Here is a 13,758-nt window from a genome sequence, read left to right as displayed (position 1 = left end):
GGAGTGTTTCGGTGGTTTTAGCGTCAGGGAAACGCCCGGTCCCATTCCGAACCCGGAAGCTAAGCCTGACTGCGCCGATGGTACTGCAACCGAAGGGTTGTGGGAGAGTAGGACACCGCCGAACTTATTTTGAGAAGTCTGGGCCCCGGTCCGAGAACCCTCGCGGTTCTCCCGGGGCCCAGACTCATTTCCAAGCCAAAAAAGTGAAAGGCCCGAACCCGGCACAGGGTTCGGGCCTTCGTCATGTCCGGGTCACAGCGGCAGCCCGCGGCCCCGGACGGGAGACGAGAACACCAGCGACGTCGTGGTCTCGCCATAGCGCTGCGCCTGTTCCACGAACCGCTCCAGCTCCGCCGTCGTGCGGCAGTGCACGCGGAGCAGCCAGCACTCGTCCCCGGTGACGTGATCGGCGTCGGTGATCTCCGGCAGCGGCAGGATCGCCTCGCGGAACCGCGGGCCGTCCAGGCTGCGGACGCGGACCCGGATCATCGCCTGGATCGGACGGCCCAGCTTCTCCGGATCGACGCGCGCCGCGTAGCTGGTGATCACCCCGCGCTGCTCCAGCCGGCGCACCCGTTCCGTCACGGCCGGGGCGGACAGCGACACCCGGCGGCCGAGTTCCGAGAACGTCAGGCGGCCGTCGGACTGGAGCAGCTCCAGCAGCCGCCGGTCGACGTCGTCCAGTTCCATTGCCGCACCCTCCCAGAAACTCCAAGCCAACCGCCGTCCAGGCCGGGAAAACCCTGGTGAAGGCGGCGGAACACCTGGATCTTCCCCTGTCCCGCGCCAGCGTCGGAACGGGAGGATCAACAGCGTGAAACCTCGCATCCTCTCCTTGCCCCACCAAGCCGCCAGTGCCGTCGAGTACTTCGGGCGCGAACTCTCCTTCGAGGTCGATCCGGTCGACCTCGCCCAGGACCTCGCCGACGGACGCACCGACGGCTACGTCCTCGTCGAGACCCGCAGCCCCGGGGCGTACGCCGAAGCGCACCTGCCGGGCGCGATCTGCTTCCCGTATCGGGAAATGACCGAGGAAAGCACCCGCGACCTCGACCGGAACCTCGTCTACGTCTGCTACTGCGAGAGCATCTACTGCAACGCCGCCACCCAGGGCGCGTACCGGCTCGCGCGGCTCGGCTTCACGGTCAAACGGCTGTCCGGCGGTATTACGACCTGGCTCACCCACGGCTATCCGACAGAGGCCGGGATGCCCGTACCCTGGACGCCGTGACTCGTCTGCTCATCATCCAGCCCGATGCCACCAACCCGATCGGCCCGCTCGGGGAGTGGCTCACGGAAGCTGGCGCCGAACTCGACGTGCGCCTGCCGCCGGAACAGGAGCTGCCGGCGAGTCTCGACGGCTACGACGGCCTGATCTGTCTCGGCGGCGGCATGGGCGCGCTCGACGACGCCAAGCACCCCTGGCTCATCAACGTCCGGAAGCTTCTTGCCGCCGCTGCGGGGAAGGCCGTGCCGACGCTCGCGATCTGTCTCGGCGCGCAGCTGCTCGCCGTCGCGACCGGCGGGCAGGTCGCGGAGGGCGAGGCCGGTCCTGAGGTCGGGCCGGGGCTCGTGTCCAAGAAGGACGCCGCGTGGATCGATCCGCTCTTCGCGGACATGCCCTTCCTCCCGGATGTCATGCAGTTCCACCGCGACGTCATCACGGTTCTGCCGCCGAGTGCTGAGCTGCTCGCGTCCACCCCGAAGTACGCGCACCAGGCGTATCGGATGAACCGTTGTGTCTACGGTGTCCAGTTCCACATCGAGACCACGCCGGAGGCCGTCCTGGCCTGGGCCGAGGCGGAGCCGGAAATGGCGGAACTCACCCGTCCGGGCGCGCTCGAGGGTGACGCCTTGACCTCTGCGCACGCGGAGATCGCCGAGACGTGGCGTCCGTTCGCGCGCCGGTTCGTCCAGTTGGCCGCCGGTCAGCTGCAGGCGGCTCCGGAAAGTCAACGCCAGTTGCCGTTGGCTTAACGGATGACGTCGGAATCACTTACGGCGAGTTAACGGTTCACCCAAACGGTCAGGTACCTTGCGAGAGGTATTTCCGTAGGGTTCGGAGGTCGGGGTGGACCCCTCGCTGCTCGTCGTCGTCGTGATCTGCACGGCGCTGGTTTTCGATTTCACCAACGGCTTCCACGACACGGCGAACGCGATGGCGACTTCGATCGCCACCGGAGCACTCCGGCCCCGCGTCGCCGTCGCGATCTCCGCGGTCTTGAACCTGGCAGGCGCGTTCCTGTCGGTCGAGGTCGCGAAAACGATTTCCAGCGGTCTGGTCGACGAGACGAGGATCGGGCCCGCCATCGTGTTCGGCGGGCTCATCGGGGCGATCGTCTGGAACCTGTTCACCTGGTACGTCGGCCTGCCGTCGAGTTCGTCGCACGCGCTGTTCGGCGGGCTGATCGGCGCGACCTGGGTGTCCGCGGGCGCGGACTCCGTCCACTTCGCCAAGATCGTCGACAAGGTGCTCATTCCGGCCGCCGCGTCGCCGATCATCGCCGGAGTCGCGGCAGCTGCGGTCACCTACCTCGTCTACCGGTTCCTGGTCCGCAAGCGCGGCGGGCGCGGATTCCGGGTCGGACAGATCGTCTCGGCGTCGCTCGTCTCGCTCGCCCATGGCACCAACGACGCGCAGAAGACGATGGGCGTCATCACCCTGACGCTCGTAGCGGCGGGCAGTCTCCCGGCCGGATCCGCGCCGCCGGTCTGGGTGATCATCAGTGCCGCGTCCGCGCTCGCGCTCGGCACGTATCTCGGTGGCTGGCGCATCACTCACACTCTCGGCAAGGGCCTCACCGACATCGAAGGTCCGCAGGGCTTTTCCGCGCAGACCAGCAGCGCTGTCGTGATCCTGCTGTCCTCGCACCTCGGGTTCCCGCTCTCGACCACGCACGTGTGCTCGGGCGGCATCGTCGGCTCCGGCGTCGGCCGTCGCGAGGCTCCGGTGCGCTGGAAGATGGCAGGCCGGATGGTCGTCGCTTGGCTGTTCACGCTGCCCGCCGCGGGTGTCGTCGGCGCGGCGGCGGGAAAGATCGCCTCGCTCGGCGAGGTCGGGACCATCGCGGTCGGCGTCGCCGGGATTCTCTTCGCGGCCGGGATTTACCTCCTGTCGCGGCGCAAACCCGTCACCGCACACAGCTTCCAGGTCCCCGAACCGTCCGCAGCCGATACCGAACCGGACCGCCTGGCTGCCTGAACCGCCCCGGGTCCGGCTACGGTGTGAGCGATGGCAGAGCGCGCGCGAACCTCAGCTTCGGCGGCCAGGTACGGCTTCACTGACACCCGGGCCGACGGTCAACTGCGCGCGGCGGGCTGGTGGACCGAAGGCGGACCCGCCGACGGTGCCACGGACGTCCTCCTCGCCTTGTCTCGCGCCGCGGATCCCGACCTCGCGCTGGCCGGGCTCGACCGCATCCGCGAGGCCGACGAACCCGGCTGGCCTGAGCTGGACAGCACGCTCCGCGAGAACCGCACGTTCCGCGGGCGGCTCCTGGGCGTGCTCGGCACCTCCACCGCGTTGGCGGACTTCCTTGTCGCCAACCCGGGCGAGTGGCGCTGTCTCGCCGACAACGGCTGCACCGATCCGGCGAAGTTCGCGGAACGGCTGCTTGAGCGGGTTCGACAAGACGACGGGACGTACGCCACCGGAACCGCTGCCGAACAGGCGTTGCGCGCCGGATACCGCGGACTGCTACTCGGGATCGCCGCCGCGGACCTGGGTCACCTCGTGGAGCCCGGGCTGGAACACCCGCAGTTCCGTGACATCGCCAGCGAACTGACCACCCTTGCCGAAGCGTCGTTGCAGGCCGGGCTCGTGGTCGCCGAGCAGGAGGTCGGTGCGTCCGCTGAAGGCACGCTCGCGGTGATCGCGATGGGCAAGACCGGCGGTCGCGAACTGAACTACGTGAGCGACGTCGACGTCATTTTCGTCGGTGCCGGTGACCTCGGCATCGCGACCCGGCTGGCCAGCACGATGATGCGGCTGGTCGGCAACGCGTGCTTCGAGGTCGACGCGGCGTTGCGGCCGGAAGGCAAGAGCGGCGCGTTGGTGCGGACGCTCGAAGGGCACACCGCTTACTACCAGAAATGGGCGAAGACCTGGGAGTTCCAGGCTTTGCTGAAGGCGCGTCCGGTGGCAGGCGACGCCGAGCTTGGCCAGCAGTACGCGGAGATGGTCGCGCCGATGGTGTGGTCGGCCGCGGACCGCGACAACTTCGTGACCGAGGTCCAGCAGATGCGCCGGCGGGTGGAGGACCACGTCGCGTCGGAGCATCTCGAACGCGAGCTGAAGCTGGGCCGCGGCGGCCTGCGGGACGTCGAATTCGCGGTGCAGCTGCTGCAGCTCGTGCACGGCCGGGTGGATCCGGCGCTGCGCTCGTCGTCCACTTTGGATGCCTTGGCGGCGCTCGGGGACGGCGGGTACGTCGGCCGTGCGGACGCGGCGGAGATGAGTTCGTCGTACGAATTCCTGCGCACCATTGAGCATCGGCTGCAGCTGCGGCGGTTGCGGCGGACGCACCTGTTCCCCGCCGCGTCGGACACCGATGAGCTGCGGATTCTCGCGCGCGCCTGTGGGATTCGGCCGGTTCGCGGGCGCAGCCAAGGCGAGGCGCTGCTTGCCGAGTTCCGCCGTCACGCGCAGGGGATTCGGCGGCTGCACGAGAAGGTCTTCTACCGTCCGCTGCTGCAGTCGGTGGCGAATGTGCCGACGGAAGCGTTGCGGCTTACGACGAAGCAGGCCGCCAGCCGGCTCGCCGCGCTCGGGTACGCCGCGCCGGAAGGGGCGCTGCAGCACATCAAGGCGCTGACCTCGGGGGTGTCGCGGCGCGCGGCGATTCAGCAGGCGCTGCTCCCGGTGTTGCTCGACTGCCTGGCCGATACGCCGGATCCGGACGGCGGTCTGCTCTCGTATCGCAAGGTGTCCGAGGCGCTCCAGGACACGCCTTGGTACCTGCGGGTGCTGCGCGACGAGGGCACTGTCGTCGAACGACTGGCCTTCCTGCTCGGTACGTCGAACTTGGTCCCGGACCTGCTCGTGCGCGCACCGGAAGTGCTGCAACTGCTGGGAGATCCGGCTCGGCTGACCGGACGCACTCCGGCGGAAGTGGCGACTTCGCTGCGGGCTGCCGTGCGTCGTCAGCCTGGGTTGAGCGCTGCGGTCACCGCCGCCCGGTCGTTGCGTCGGCATGAGCTGCTGCGCGTCGCGTGCGCGGATTTGCTGGGACTGCTGGATGTTCCGGCGGTCTGCGAAGCGCTGTCGAGTGTCTGGGTGGCGGTGCTGCAGGGAGCGTTGTCGGCGGCTTACCGGCAACGGCAGGCTGAGCTGGGGCGTACTCCGGCGACGATCGCGGTCATCGGCATGGGACGGCTCGGCGGAGCGGAACTGGGCTACGGCTCGGACGCTGACGTCCTCTTCGTCTGCGAGCCCGCCGAAGGGGTTCCGGACGCCGAAGCGCTGCGGTTCGCCTCGTCGGTCGCGGAGACGGTGCGGAAAATCCTGGGCGCGCCGAGCGCGGACCCGGCGCTGGTCGTCGATGCCGATCTCCGCCCGGAAGGACGCAGCGGGCCGCTCGTGCGGACGCTGGAGTCGTACCGGGCGTACTACCAGCGCTGGGGCGAGGTGTGGGAGTCGCAGGCGCTGCTGCGGGCCCGGTTCGCCGCCGGCGACGAGGAGCTTGGCCAGCGGTTCATCGAGATGATCGACCCGTTGCGCTATCCGGAAGGCGGGCTCGACCCGACGGACGCGCGCGAGATCCGGCGGATCAAGGCCAGGGTGGAGACCGAACGTCTCCCGCGCGGAGCCGACCCGACCCGGCACACGAAGCTCGGCCGAGGCGGTCTCGCCGACGTCGAGTGGACTGTCCAGCTTCTGCAGTTGCAGCATGCGCACGAGATCCCTGGCCTGCGGACGACGTCGACTCTCGACGCGCTGACCGCCTTGGCCGAAGCGGGTCTCGCACCGGTCGAGTCGGCGGAGTCGCTGCGCGAGGCATGGCTGCTGGCCACACGGGTGCGCAACGCGACGATGCTGGTGCGCGGCAAGGCAGCGGACGAGGTGCCCGGAACCGGCCGCGACCTCGCCGCGGTGGCGCGCGTGTTCGGCTACTCGGTGGACGACGACCCGGGCGAGTTCCTCGACTCCTACCGCCGGGTGACGAGGCACGCCCACGCTGTGGTCGAGGAACTTTTCTACGACAACTAACCTGGGCTGCGTGACCGACCGCGAACCGTTCCGCACCCGGATCAAGGTGCGCCACTACGAACTCGACACCCTGGGACACCTGAACCACGCCGTGTACCACTCGTACGGCGAGGTTTCCCGGCTGGAAGTCTTCGAGGCAGCCGGCAGCGACACCCTGCACGAATCGCGTCTCGCGCCGGTGCTGCTCGAATCGAACATCGTCTACCGGCGGGAACTGCGCGCCGGCGACGAGGTGGACGTGACCTGCGACGCGTCCTTCGGCGACGGCAAGGTCTTCTGGATGACCTCGCGCATCGTCAAGCTGGACGGGACGCTGTCGGCCGAGATCAAGTGCACGCTGGGCCTGATGGACCTGGAGAAGCGCAAGCTGGTGCCGGATCCGCGGGGGCATTTCGAGCGGGCCGGGGTCGACCTGAAGATGCTGTCCACTTCGGAGTGAGTTCGCGACGGGTCCGTGAGGGGAACCTTCACGGACTCTGATTCCCTGAGGGTTCCCCTCACGGACTTCGCCGCGGTCAGTCCAGCCGCATTCCGTGCCACACCAGGTCCACCACTCCCTCGGTCTCCGCCTTCCAATCTCCTTCCGGAGTAAGGAAAAACAGCCCGCCAAGGCCGCGCATCAGGGTTTCCGTCTTCAGGTTCGGCCGGATCGTGCCCGCTTCCGCGTTGGCCTTCCGCAGGGTGTCCAGCGCGTCGAGCATCCGCGCGTACGCCTGCGTCGGCAGTTCGCTCTGCGACGCGCGCAACGCGTTGGCCAACCCTCGTTTCGTCATCATGTAGTGCGCCAGGTGGTCCACGATCCAGACGCGCAACGCCTGATCAGGGGAATGTTTGGCGAGTAATTCGGGCACGATCTCGACGAGCTGGTTCACCTCCCGCTCGTAGACGGCCAGCACCAGCGATTCCGGCGTGGGGAAGTGCCGGTACACCGTGCCGACGCCGACGCCCGCTTCCTTGGCGACCGCGTTGAACGACACGTCTCCTGCTCGGCTGACGGTTTCCGCGGCCACCGCCAGGATCCGTTCGTGGTTGCGCCGGGTATCCGCCCGTCGCGGGCTCACCGGCATCGCGCCTCCCGCGTTTGCTTCGCCTTGCCTGACCTGGAGCTGCTCCAGCGCCACCTGGAGTAGCTCCACTTCGTTGCGTAGCGGATTCTAATCCGCTAGCCTCGGTCAAAGCGAGCCAAGCGGATGAATATCCGGTTTACCACCAGCAGCTCGTGTTCCCGAAGGGCCGTCACCACCACCATCACGCCGCAGGACGTCCGCCGCGGACGACACTGCGGGAAAGCGAACCCTACTGTGGACATTTCCCTTGAAGTCAATGGAAGAACCGAGGAGCTCGGCGTCGAGCCGGGAGTGACCCTCCTGGACGCGCTGCGCGAGCGGCTCGGCGTCACCGGCCCGAAGAAGGGCTGCGACCGCGGCCAGTGCGGCGCCTGCACCGTGCACGTCGACGGCAAGCCGGTGCTGTCCTGCCTCACGCTGGCGGCGACCGTGCGCGGTCCCGTCACCACCGTCGAAGGACTGTCCACTGAGGACGAACTGCACCCGGTGCAGCAGGCGTTCGTGGACCAGGACGCGCTGCAGTGCGGGTTCTGCACGTCCGGTCAGGTGATGTCGGCGGTCGCCGCGGTGCGCGACGACGTCTCCGACGTCCGCGAGTTCATGTCCGGCAATCTGTGCCGTTGTTCGGCGTACCCGAACATCGTGCGCGCCGTGGAGCAGGCGAGGCAGGCCGATGCGACCGTTTGAGCTGACCGCACCCGCCACCGTGGAGGACGCGCTGGGCAGCGCGGGCACCTACCTGGCCGGCGGCACCACCCTCGTTGACCTGATGAAGCTCGACGTCCTCACCCCGCAGCAGGTGCTGGACATCAACGACCTGCCGCTGCGGGGCATCGACACCGCCGACGGCCTGCGGTTCGGCGCGCTGGAGCGGATGGGCGACATCGCCGCGCATCCCGGCGTGTACCCGGCGATCTCGCGCGCGCTGCTGCTCAGCGCGTCGCAGCAGCTGCGGAACATGGCCAGCATCGGCGGAAACCTGATGCAACGCACGCGGTGCTCGTACTTCCGCGACGTCGCCATGCCGTGCAACCGGCGTTCGCCGGGCAGCGGCTGTTCGGCGATTTCCGGTGTCAACCGGATGCACGCGATCCTCGGTACGAGCGACTCCTGCGTGGCCACGCATGCCAGCGACGTCGCGGTCGCGCTGGTCGCGCTTGACGCGGAGGTCGTGCTGGCCAGCGCCGAGGGCACCCGCACGGTCGCGCTGACCGACTTCTACCGCGAACCGGGCGACACCCCGGAGGTCGAGCACGACCTGCGCCCTGGGGAGCTGATCACCGAGGTGCGCGTGCCACGGCTCGACTGGGCGGAGAACTCCACGTACGTGAAGATCCGCGACCGGCAGTCGTACGAGTTCGCGCTGTGCTCGGCGGCGGTCGCGCTCGACGTGCGCGACGGGAAGATCGCCGACGCCCGAGTGGCGGCCGGCGGCGTCGGGACGGTGCCGTGGCGGCTGCCTGCCGTGGAGGAGGCGCTGCGCGGCGCGGAGCTGACCGAGGAGGCCTTCGCGGCCGCCGCCGCGGTGGCGGTGGACGGCGCGAAGCCGTTGTCCGGCAACGTGTTCAAACCTTCGCTGCTGAAGCGGACGATCGTCCGCGCGCTGCTCGAACTGACCGAAGGGAGCCGGGCATGAACGCGCGGCTGGACGCTCCGCGGAAAGTCACCGGCCAGGCCGATTACGCGCTGGACCGCACGTTCCCCGGCATGCTGTACGGCTACATCGTGCTCAGCACGATCGCGCACGGCGAGATCACCGCGATGGACGTGACCGCGGCGAAGGGCGCGCCCGGGGTGGTCGGCGTCTACAGCCCGTTCGACCCGCTCGAACTGCACCCGTTCAAGTCGCAGCTGATGGGCGACGTGTGGCTGCCGCTGCACGACCGGGACGTGGTGTTCTACGGGCAGCCGATCGGGCTGGTCGTCGCGGAGACGTTCGAACAGGCGCGGGACGCGGCGGGGCTGATCGAGGTCACCTACCAGGAGAAGCCCGCGCTGACGTCGATGGAGGACGGGCTCGCGACCGCGGAGGACGCACCGGAGAGCCGGGGAGCCCCGCCGTCGATCGAGGTCCTCTCCGACGGTGTCGAGTCCATTGTGGACGCACTGGCGCAGAGTCCGGTCGTCGTCTCGCAGACCTACCGCACCGCGACGCAGAACCACGCGGCCATGGAACCGCATTCGGCGGTCGCGAAATGGGACGGCGGCGAACTCACCCTCTACAGCGGAAACCAGGCCAGTCACCTGCAGGCCATGGAAATGTCCGGGGTGCTGGGCATCGAGCCGTCGGCCATCCACGCGGTGAACCCGTACGTGGGCGGGGCGTTCGGCGGCAAGGCGGGCACCTCGGCACCGGGGATGCTGGCCGCGGCGGCCGCCAAGGCGCTGGACCGTCCGGTGAAGTGCGCGCTCACCCGCGAGCAGGTGTTCACGGCGACCGCGAACCGGCCGGCGACGGTGCAGAAGGTCGCACTGGGCGCGGACCGCGACGGCACGCTGATCGCGGTGCAGCACGATTCCTGGTCGGCCACGTCGATGAGCCGGTCCTTTGTGGAGCCGACGTCGCACGGCACCTCGCGCGAGTGGTACGCGACGCAGAACCTGTCGATCAGCCAGAAAATGGTGCCGCTGCACATCCCGCCGGGCACGTTCATGCGCGCGCCGGGGGAGGCGTCGGGCTCGTTCGCGCTCGAAAGCGCCGTCGACGAACTCGCGATCGCGCTCGAGATGGACCCGATCGAACTGCGGAGGCGCAACAGTTCGCTCGCTCCTCCCGGGGTCGACCTGCAGTGGTCGAGCAAGCACCTCGACGAGTGCTACGAGGTCGGGGCGCAGCGGTTCGGCTGGGCGAACCGGTCGCCGCGCGGGCACGTCGACGGGGACTGGCTCGTCGGCATGGGCACGGCGACGGCGATGTTCCCGGGGCTCCGCTTCCCGGCGACGGTCGAGATCACGCTCAACGCGGACGAGACCGCGGACGTGTCCACGAGCGGGGCGGACCCGGGCACCGGGCTGCTCACCGTGCTGGCCACGATCGGGGCCGAATCCCTCGACATCGATCCGGAGCGCGTCACCCCGCACCTGGGCGATTCCCGGTACGCGCCGGGCGGAATGTCGGGCGGCTCGACGGCCACGGCGAGCACCGGCACCGCGATCATGCTCGCGGCCACCGAACTGCTCGACGAACTGGTGGCACTCGCCGCCGAGCCGGGCGCGCCGTTCGAGGGCGAGGTGGTGACGTACGCCGAGGGCCTGCTGCACGGCAACCGCGGGACCATGCCGTTCGGTGAACTGCTGCGCGCGATCGGCCGGGAATCCTTGTCCGCCAGGGGTTCCTCCGCGCCCGGCGAGGAGATGACGAAGCATTCGTTCAGCTCGTTCGGCGCACAGTTCTGCGAGGTCCGGGTCCACCGGCTGACCCGCGAGGTGCGGGTGTCGAGGATGCTGGGCGTCTTCGACGGCGGCCGGATCATCAACCCGACGCAGGCCAGGAGCCAGCTGTCCGGCGGGATGATCTGGGGCGTGTCGGCGGCCCTGCACGAGGGGCTGGAAGTGGAGCCGAGCGGACGCCCCGCGAACGCGGACTTCGCGAGCTACCTGCTGCCGGTCAACGCCGACATCCCGGAGATCGACGTGCAGTTCGTCGAATACCCGGACACGCTGCACAACGCGGTCGGAGCCCGCGGAGTAGGCGAGATCGGCGCGGTGGGCATGGCGGCCGCGGTGGCGAACGCGGTGTGCAACGCGACCGGGATCCGGGTGCGGAGCATTCCGATCATGATTGAGGATCTGCTGGTGGAGTGACCCGGTGGGGGCGTCCGGGTCTTCGGGCTGGGACGCCCCTGTGCCGGAGTGGCGCAGCGGGGGTAGGGGTTCTTGCGCGCGGAGTGTGCGTTAGGCGGGCAGCGTGCTGGGCGTGGCGGCGGCCGATGGCGCGCCGGAACGCCAGGCGAGGCGGACCAGCGGCGGCGTGCCAGAGTTCTGTGTGGTGGGCTTCGGCTCTGAACGGGTAGCGCGTTGAGCCTTTTGCGCGGCGTCTCCGGAGACGCCGCGCGGTGTGCCGATGTGCTGTGCAGCCGAACCAGTGCGGCATGCGCCGGAGGCTAAGCATTCTTTCACCGCGTACGTCGGCTGAACCGCTCAACCGGGAAGCTGGGCTCCGTCCGGGAAATCGGTGGACCTGCTCAGCTCGGCCCATTCCTCGATCTCCTTGTCGACCGCAGCCCGGCCGTTCGCGACGAGGCGTAGCGCGTCGGAGCCGAGGACCAGGTGCGCGGGCGGGTTCGGGACGTCGAGGATGCGCAGCACGGCTTCCGCGGCCTTTCGCGGGTTGCCGAGCTGTTTGCCGCTGGCGGCGAGGCGGTGTTCGCGGATCGGGTCCATCACCTGGTCGTAGTCCGGCACGGAACGGTCGGTGCGGACCATCGAGCGGCCCGCCCAGTCCGTGCGGAACGAACCCGGCGCGATCGCGGTGACGTGCACGCCGAACGGGGCGACCTCCTTGCCGACGGTCTCGAGAATGCCTTCCACGGCGTACTTGCTGCCTTGATAAAAGGACGTGCCCGGCACGGTGATCAGCCCGGCCATCGACGTGACGCCGAGGATGTGCCCGCGCCGCCGCTGCCGCAGGTACGGCAGCACTGCCTTCACTGTCGCGACGACGCCGAACACGTTGACCTCGAACTGCGCGCGCAGTTCGGCCATCGTCGACTCTTCGAAGACGCCCTCGTGGCCGTACCCGGCGTTGGCGATGACGACGTCGATCGGGCCTACCTCGGCCTCGATCTCGTCGACGGTCCGGAACACCGCGTCGTCGTCGGTGACATCAAGGATGCGCGCGAGCGATTTCCCCGGCTGGAGCTGCTCGAACGCCTCGGCGTCGGCCTGCTTGCGGACGGTGCCGACGACGGTGTGCCCGGCTTGGAGCGCCGCCTCGGCGAACGCGCGGCCGAGGCCGGAGCTGGCACCGGTGATCAGGAAGAGCTTGGTCATGAAGTGAACTCTACACCGTGCCGAGAAAAATCTGCACTGCGTCAAAAATAGTCGGCGTGATAGAACTTGCAGGTGGAAGAGCAAGGCACCCGGACCCGTCGCCGGACGGCTCCGACCAAGGGGGACCTGCGCGAACGCGCGATTCTCGACGCGGCGGAGCAGCAGCTGAACTCGACCGGCGGAGCGTCCATGACCGTCGCGACGATCGCGCAGGAAGCCGGGATCACCCGGGGCGCGCTGTACTTCTACTTCGGGTCCAAGAACGAGGTGCTCGCCGCGCTGGTCGAGCGGACCGTGACCAAGCTGCGCACGGAGGTCGACGCGGTGGACGCGGGTGCTGCCGATCCCGGCGACGCGGTCCGGCAGGGGGTCGAGCAGACCGCGCGGATGTGGCGCGAGCACGGCACGGTGATGCGCACGGCGGTTGAACTGTCGCCGTCGGTTCCGGCGATCGACCAGGCGTGGCGCTCCGCGGTGGTCGCGCTCGCCGACACCATGCGCGGTGTCGCCGAGCGCGCCGGAATGCCGTCTGGAACCGCGGCTGAGGTTGCTGCGGCGCTGGTCTGGATGACCGAACGCGTCTTCTATCAGGCGTTTGTCGCTGACAGCTCGCTGGACGACGCGGCCGCGACCCTGACTCGGGTGTGGCTGGCGGCGCTCGGTATCACGGCCTAGCCCACCGCGATGGCGACCTTGCCGCGCGGACGTCCGCCAGCGGAGCCGCCCTCCACCAAGGCGTGCGCCTTTGCGACGTCGGACAGCGGGAGCACAGCGCCGATCACCGGCCGGAGCTTGCCCTGGTCGACCAGTCGGCCCCGCTCCACCATGCACCAGCACCCGTGCCCCGGCCCGCATCCCGGCGCGTTCGACCAGCGACTCCCACGCCGTCACGCCCACGAGCGCGAGACCGGCCGCTTCGACATGCGACAACCCTCCAGGCTTGCGTGCGACTAGCGCCTGGTCGACCACGTGATACTCGGCGTAGGTGCCCTGCGCGGCGAACACCGGTGCCAGGTACCAGACCTCGTCGCCCGCTCGAAGTCGTCTGCCCCGGAGCCAGTCTTGACCATCACGCTGGACACGTCGTTGCCGATCACCGCGGGCAGCGCGACCTCGTCGCGGTAGTCGCCGCGCCGGGTCTGCAGGTCAAGCGGGTTCACGGATGCGGCTTCCACGCGCACCAGCACCTGACCCGGCCCGGGGACGGGGCTTGGTAGCTGGCGGGCGGCGAACGCGGCGTCCGCGGCACCGAAGCGGACGAGTTCCACCACGCGCATCGAGGTCGGCGTCTGCGTGACCGACATCCAGCAGCGCGTCGGCCATGGCTAGTCGACCACCTTGCAGTACCTCGCGATGTTGCGGCAGGCGGGCCTGGTCGTTCGCGACGAGGCGAACATCGCCCGCCTCCTGGAGACCCTGCGCGACGTGTTCTAGGCCGGGGGTTGCGACGCCGGCCGAGGTCGTGCCCGCACGGACCACGCCGGGGTGGCA

At 69.3% G+C, this 13,758-nt stretch carries 14 protein-coding genes and 1 rRNA gene; 10 read left to right on the top strand and 5 right to left on the bottom strand.

Annotation, left to right across the window (positions count from 1 at the left end; genetic code table 11):
- Positions 1-7 precede the first annotated feature (7 nt).
- Positions 8-124 (top strand): 5S ribosomal RNA (gene rrf, locus D0D37_RS19300).
- Between the two features lie 128 nt (positions 125-252).
- On the opposite strand, the gene D0D37_RS19295 is transcribed toward rrf, so the two are convergent.
- Positions 253-690 carry an Lrp/AsnC family transcriptional regulator gene (locus D0D37_RS19295; RefSeq protein WP_116201947.1) on the bottom strand — a complete coding sequence of 146 codons (438 nt, stop codon included), beginning with the start codon at positions 688-690 and terminating at the stop codon, positions 253-255.
- Positions 691-814: 124 nt separating this feature from the next.
- Here D0D37_RS19295 and D0D37_RS19290 point away from each other — a divergent pair, with 124 nt between their 5' ends.
- The 5 genes from D0D37_RS19290 to D0D37_RS19270 all read left to right on the top strand — a co-directional run bounded on the left by D0D37_RS19290 (position 815) and on the right by D0D37_RS19270 (position 6,647).
- Entirely contained in the window at positions 815-1,231 is a 417-nt protein-coding gene (locus D0D37_RS19290; RefSeq protein WP_116201946.1) for a rhodanese-like domain-containing protein, read from the top strand.
- Positions 1,228-1,977, top strand: a complete 750-nt coding sequence (locus tag D0D37_RS19285; protein WP_116201945.1) for a type 1 glutamine amidotransferase — start codon at positions 1,228-1,230, stop codon at positions 1,975-1,977. Before D0D37_RS19290 ends, D0D37_RS19285 begins: the two co-directional genes overlap by 4 nt.
- 94 nt (positions 1,978-2,071) lie before the next feature.
- Positions 2,072-3,202: an inorganic phosphate transporter gene (locus tag D0D37_RS19280; protein ID WP_162834320.1), complete on the top strand. Its 1,131-nt coding sequence runs from the start codon at positions 2,072-2,074 to the stop codon at positions 3,200-3,202.
- Between the two features lie 30 nt (positions 3,203-3,232).
- Positions 3,233-6,208 carry a bifunctional [glutamine synthetase] adenylyltransferase/[glutamine synthetase]-adenylyl-L-tyrosine phosphorylase gene (locus D0D37_RS19275; RefSeq protein WP_116201944.1) on the top strand — a complete coding sequence of 992 codons (2,976 nt, stop codon included), beginning with the start codon at positions 3,233-3,235 and terminating at the stop codon, positions 6,206-6,208.
- Between the two features lie 10 nt (positions 6,209-6,218).
- On the top strand, positions 6,219-6,647 hold the full coding sequence (locus tag D0D37_RS19270) for an acyl-CoA thioesterase (protein WP_116201943.1): 429 nt from the start codon (positions 6,219-6,221) through the stop codon (positions 6,645-6,647).
- Between the two features lie 76 nt (positions 6,648-6,723).
- Here the strand turns inward: D0D37_RS19270 and D0D37_RS19265 are convergent, their stop codons facing one another.
- A complete protein-coding gene (locus D0D37_RS19265) occupies positions 6,724-7,275 on the bottom strand; it encodes a TetR/AcrR family transcriptional regulator (RefSeq protein WP_116201953.1) in 552 nt (183 codons plus the stop codon).
- 234 nt (positions 7,276-7,509) lie between these two features.
- Between D0D37_RS19265 and D0D37_RS19260 the strand changes: the two genes are divergently transcribed.
- The 3 genes from D0D37_RS19260 to D0D37_RS19250 are packed head-to-tail and all read left to right on the top strand — an operon-like array spanning position 7,510 to position 11,079.
- Positions 7,510-7,962, top strand: coding sequence for a (2Fe-2S)-binding protein (locus tag D0D37_RS19260; RefSeq protein WP_116201942.1), 453 nt, complete (start codon positions 7,510-7,512; stop codon positions 7,960-7,962).
- Positions 7,949-8,911 (top strand): FAD binding domain-containing protein, encoded by a 963-nt coding sequence (locus tag D0D37_RS19255; RefSeq protein WP_116201941.1) that lies wholly within the window; start codon positions 7,949-7,951, stop codon positions 8,909-8,911. Before D0D37_RS19260 ends, D0D37_RS19255 begins: the two co-directional genes overlap by 14 nt.
- Positions 8,908-11,079, top strand: a complete 2,172-nt coding sequence (locus D0D37_RS19250; RefSeq protein WP_116201940.1) for a xanthine dehydrogenase family protein molybdopterin-binding subunit — start codon at positions 8,908-8,910, stop codon at positions 11,077-11,079. Before D0D37_RS19255 ends, D0D37_RS19250 begins: the two co-directional genes overlap by 4 nt.
- A gap of 336 nt (positions 11,080-11,415) precedes the next feature.
- On the opposite strand, the gene D0D37_RS19245 is transcribed toward D0D37_RS19250, so the two are convergent.
- Entirely contained in the window at positions 11,416-12,267 is an 852-nt protein-coding gene (locus D0D37_RS19245; RefSeq protein ID WP_116201939.1) for an oxidoreductase, read from the bottom strand.
- A 72-nt stretch (positions 12,268-12,339) separates the two neighbouring features.
- On the opposite strand from D0D37_RS19245, the gene D0D37_RS19240 reads away from it, so the two are divergent.
- Positions 12,340-12,942, top strand: coding sequence for a TetR/AcrR family transcriptional regulator (locus D0D37_RS19240; protein WP_244223577.1), 603 nt, complete (start codon positions 12,340-12,342; stop codon positions 12,940-12,942).
- Here the strand turns inward: D0D37_RS19240 and D0D37_RS47445 are convergent.
- Both D0D37_RS47445 and D0D37_RS47440 read right to left on the bottom strand, forming a co-directional pair.
- Entirely contained in the window at positions 12,939-13,094 is a 156-nt protein-coding gene (locus D0D37_RS47445) for a zinc-binding dehydrogenase (protein WP_208720036.1), read from the bottom strand. The genes D0D37_RS19240 and D0D37_RS47445 overlap by 4 nt on opposite strands.
- A 123-nt stretch (positions 13,095-13,217) precedes the next feature.
- Positions 13,218-13,571: an alcohol dehydrogenase catalytic domain-containing protein gene (locus tag D0D37_RS47440; protein WP_208720035.1), complete on the bottom strand. Its 354-nt coding sequence runs from the start codon at positions 13,569-13,571 to the stop codon at positions 13,218-13,220.
- Positions 13,572-13,758: the final 187 nt, after the last annotated feature.

This window comes from Amycolatopsis circi (genome assembly GCF_003385235.1).
In the GTDB taxonomy this organism is placed as follows: Bacteria; Actinomycetota; Actinomycetes; order Mycobacteriales; family Pseudonocardiaceae; genus Amycolatopsis; species Amycolatopsis circi.
The sequence above is the reverse complement of the archived record's forward strand: the minus strand, read 5'-3'. Positions and strand labels throughout refer to the sequence as shown.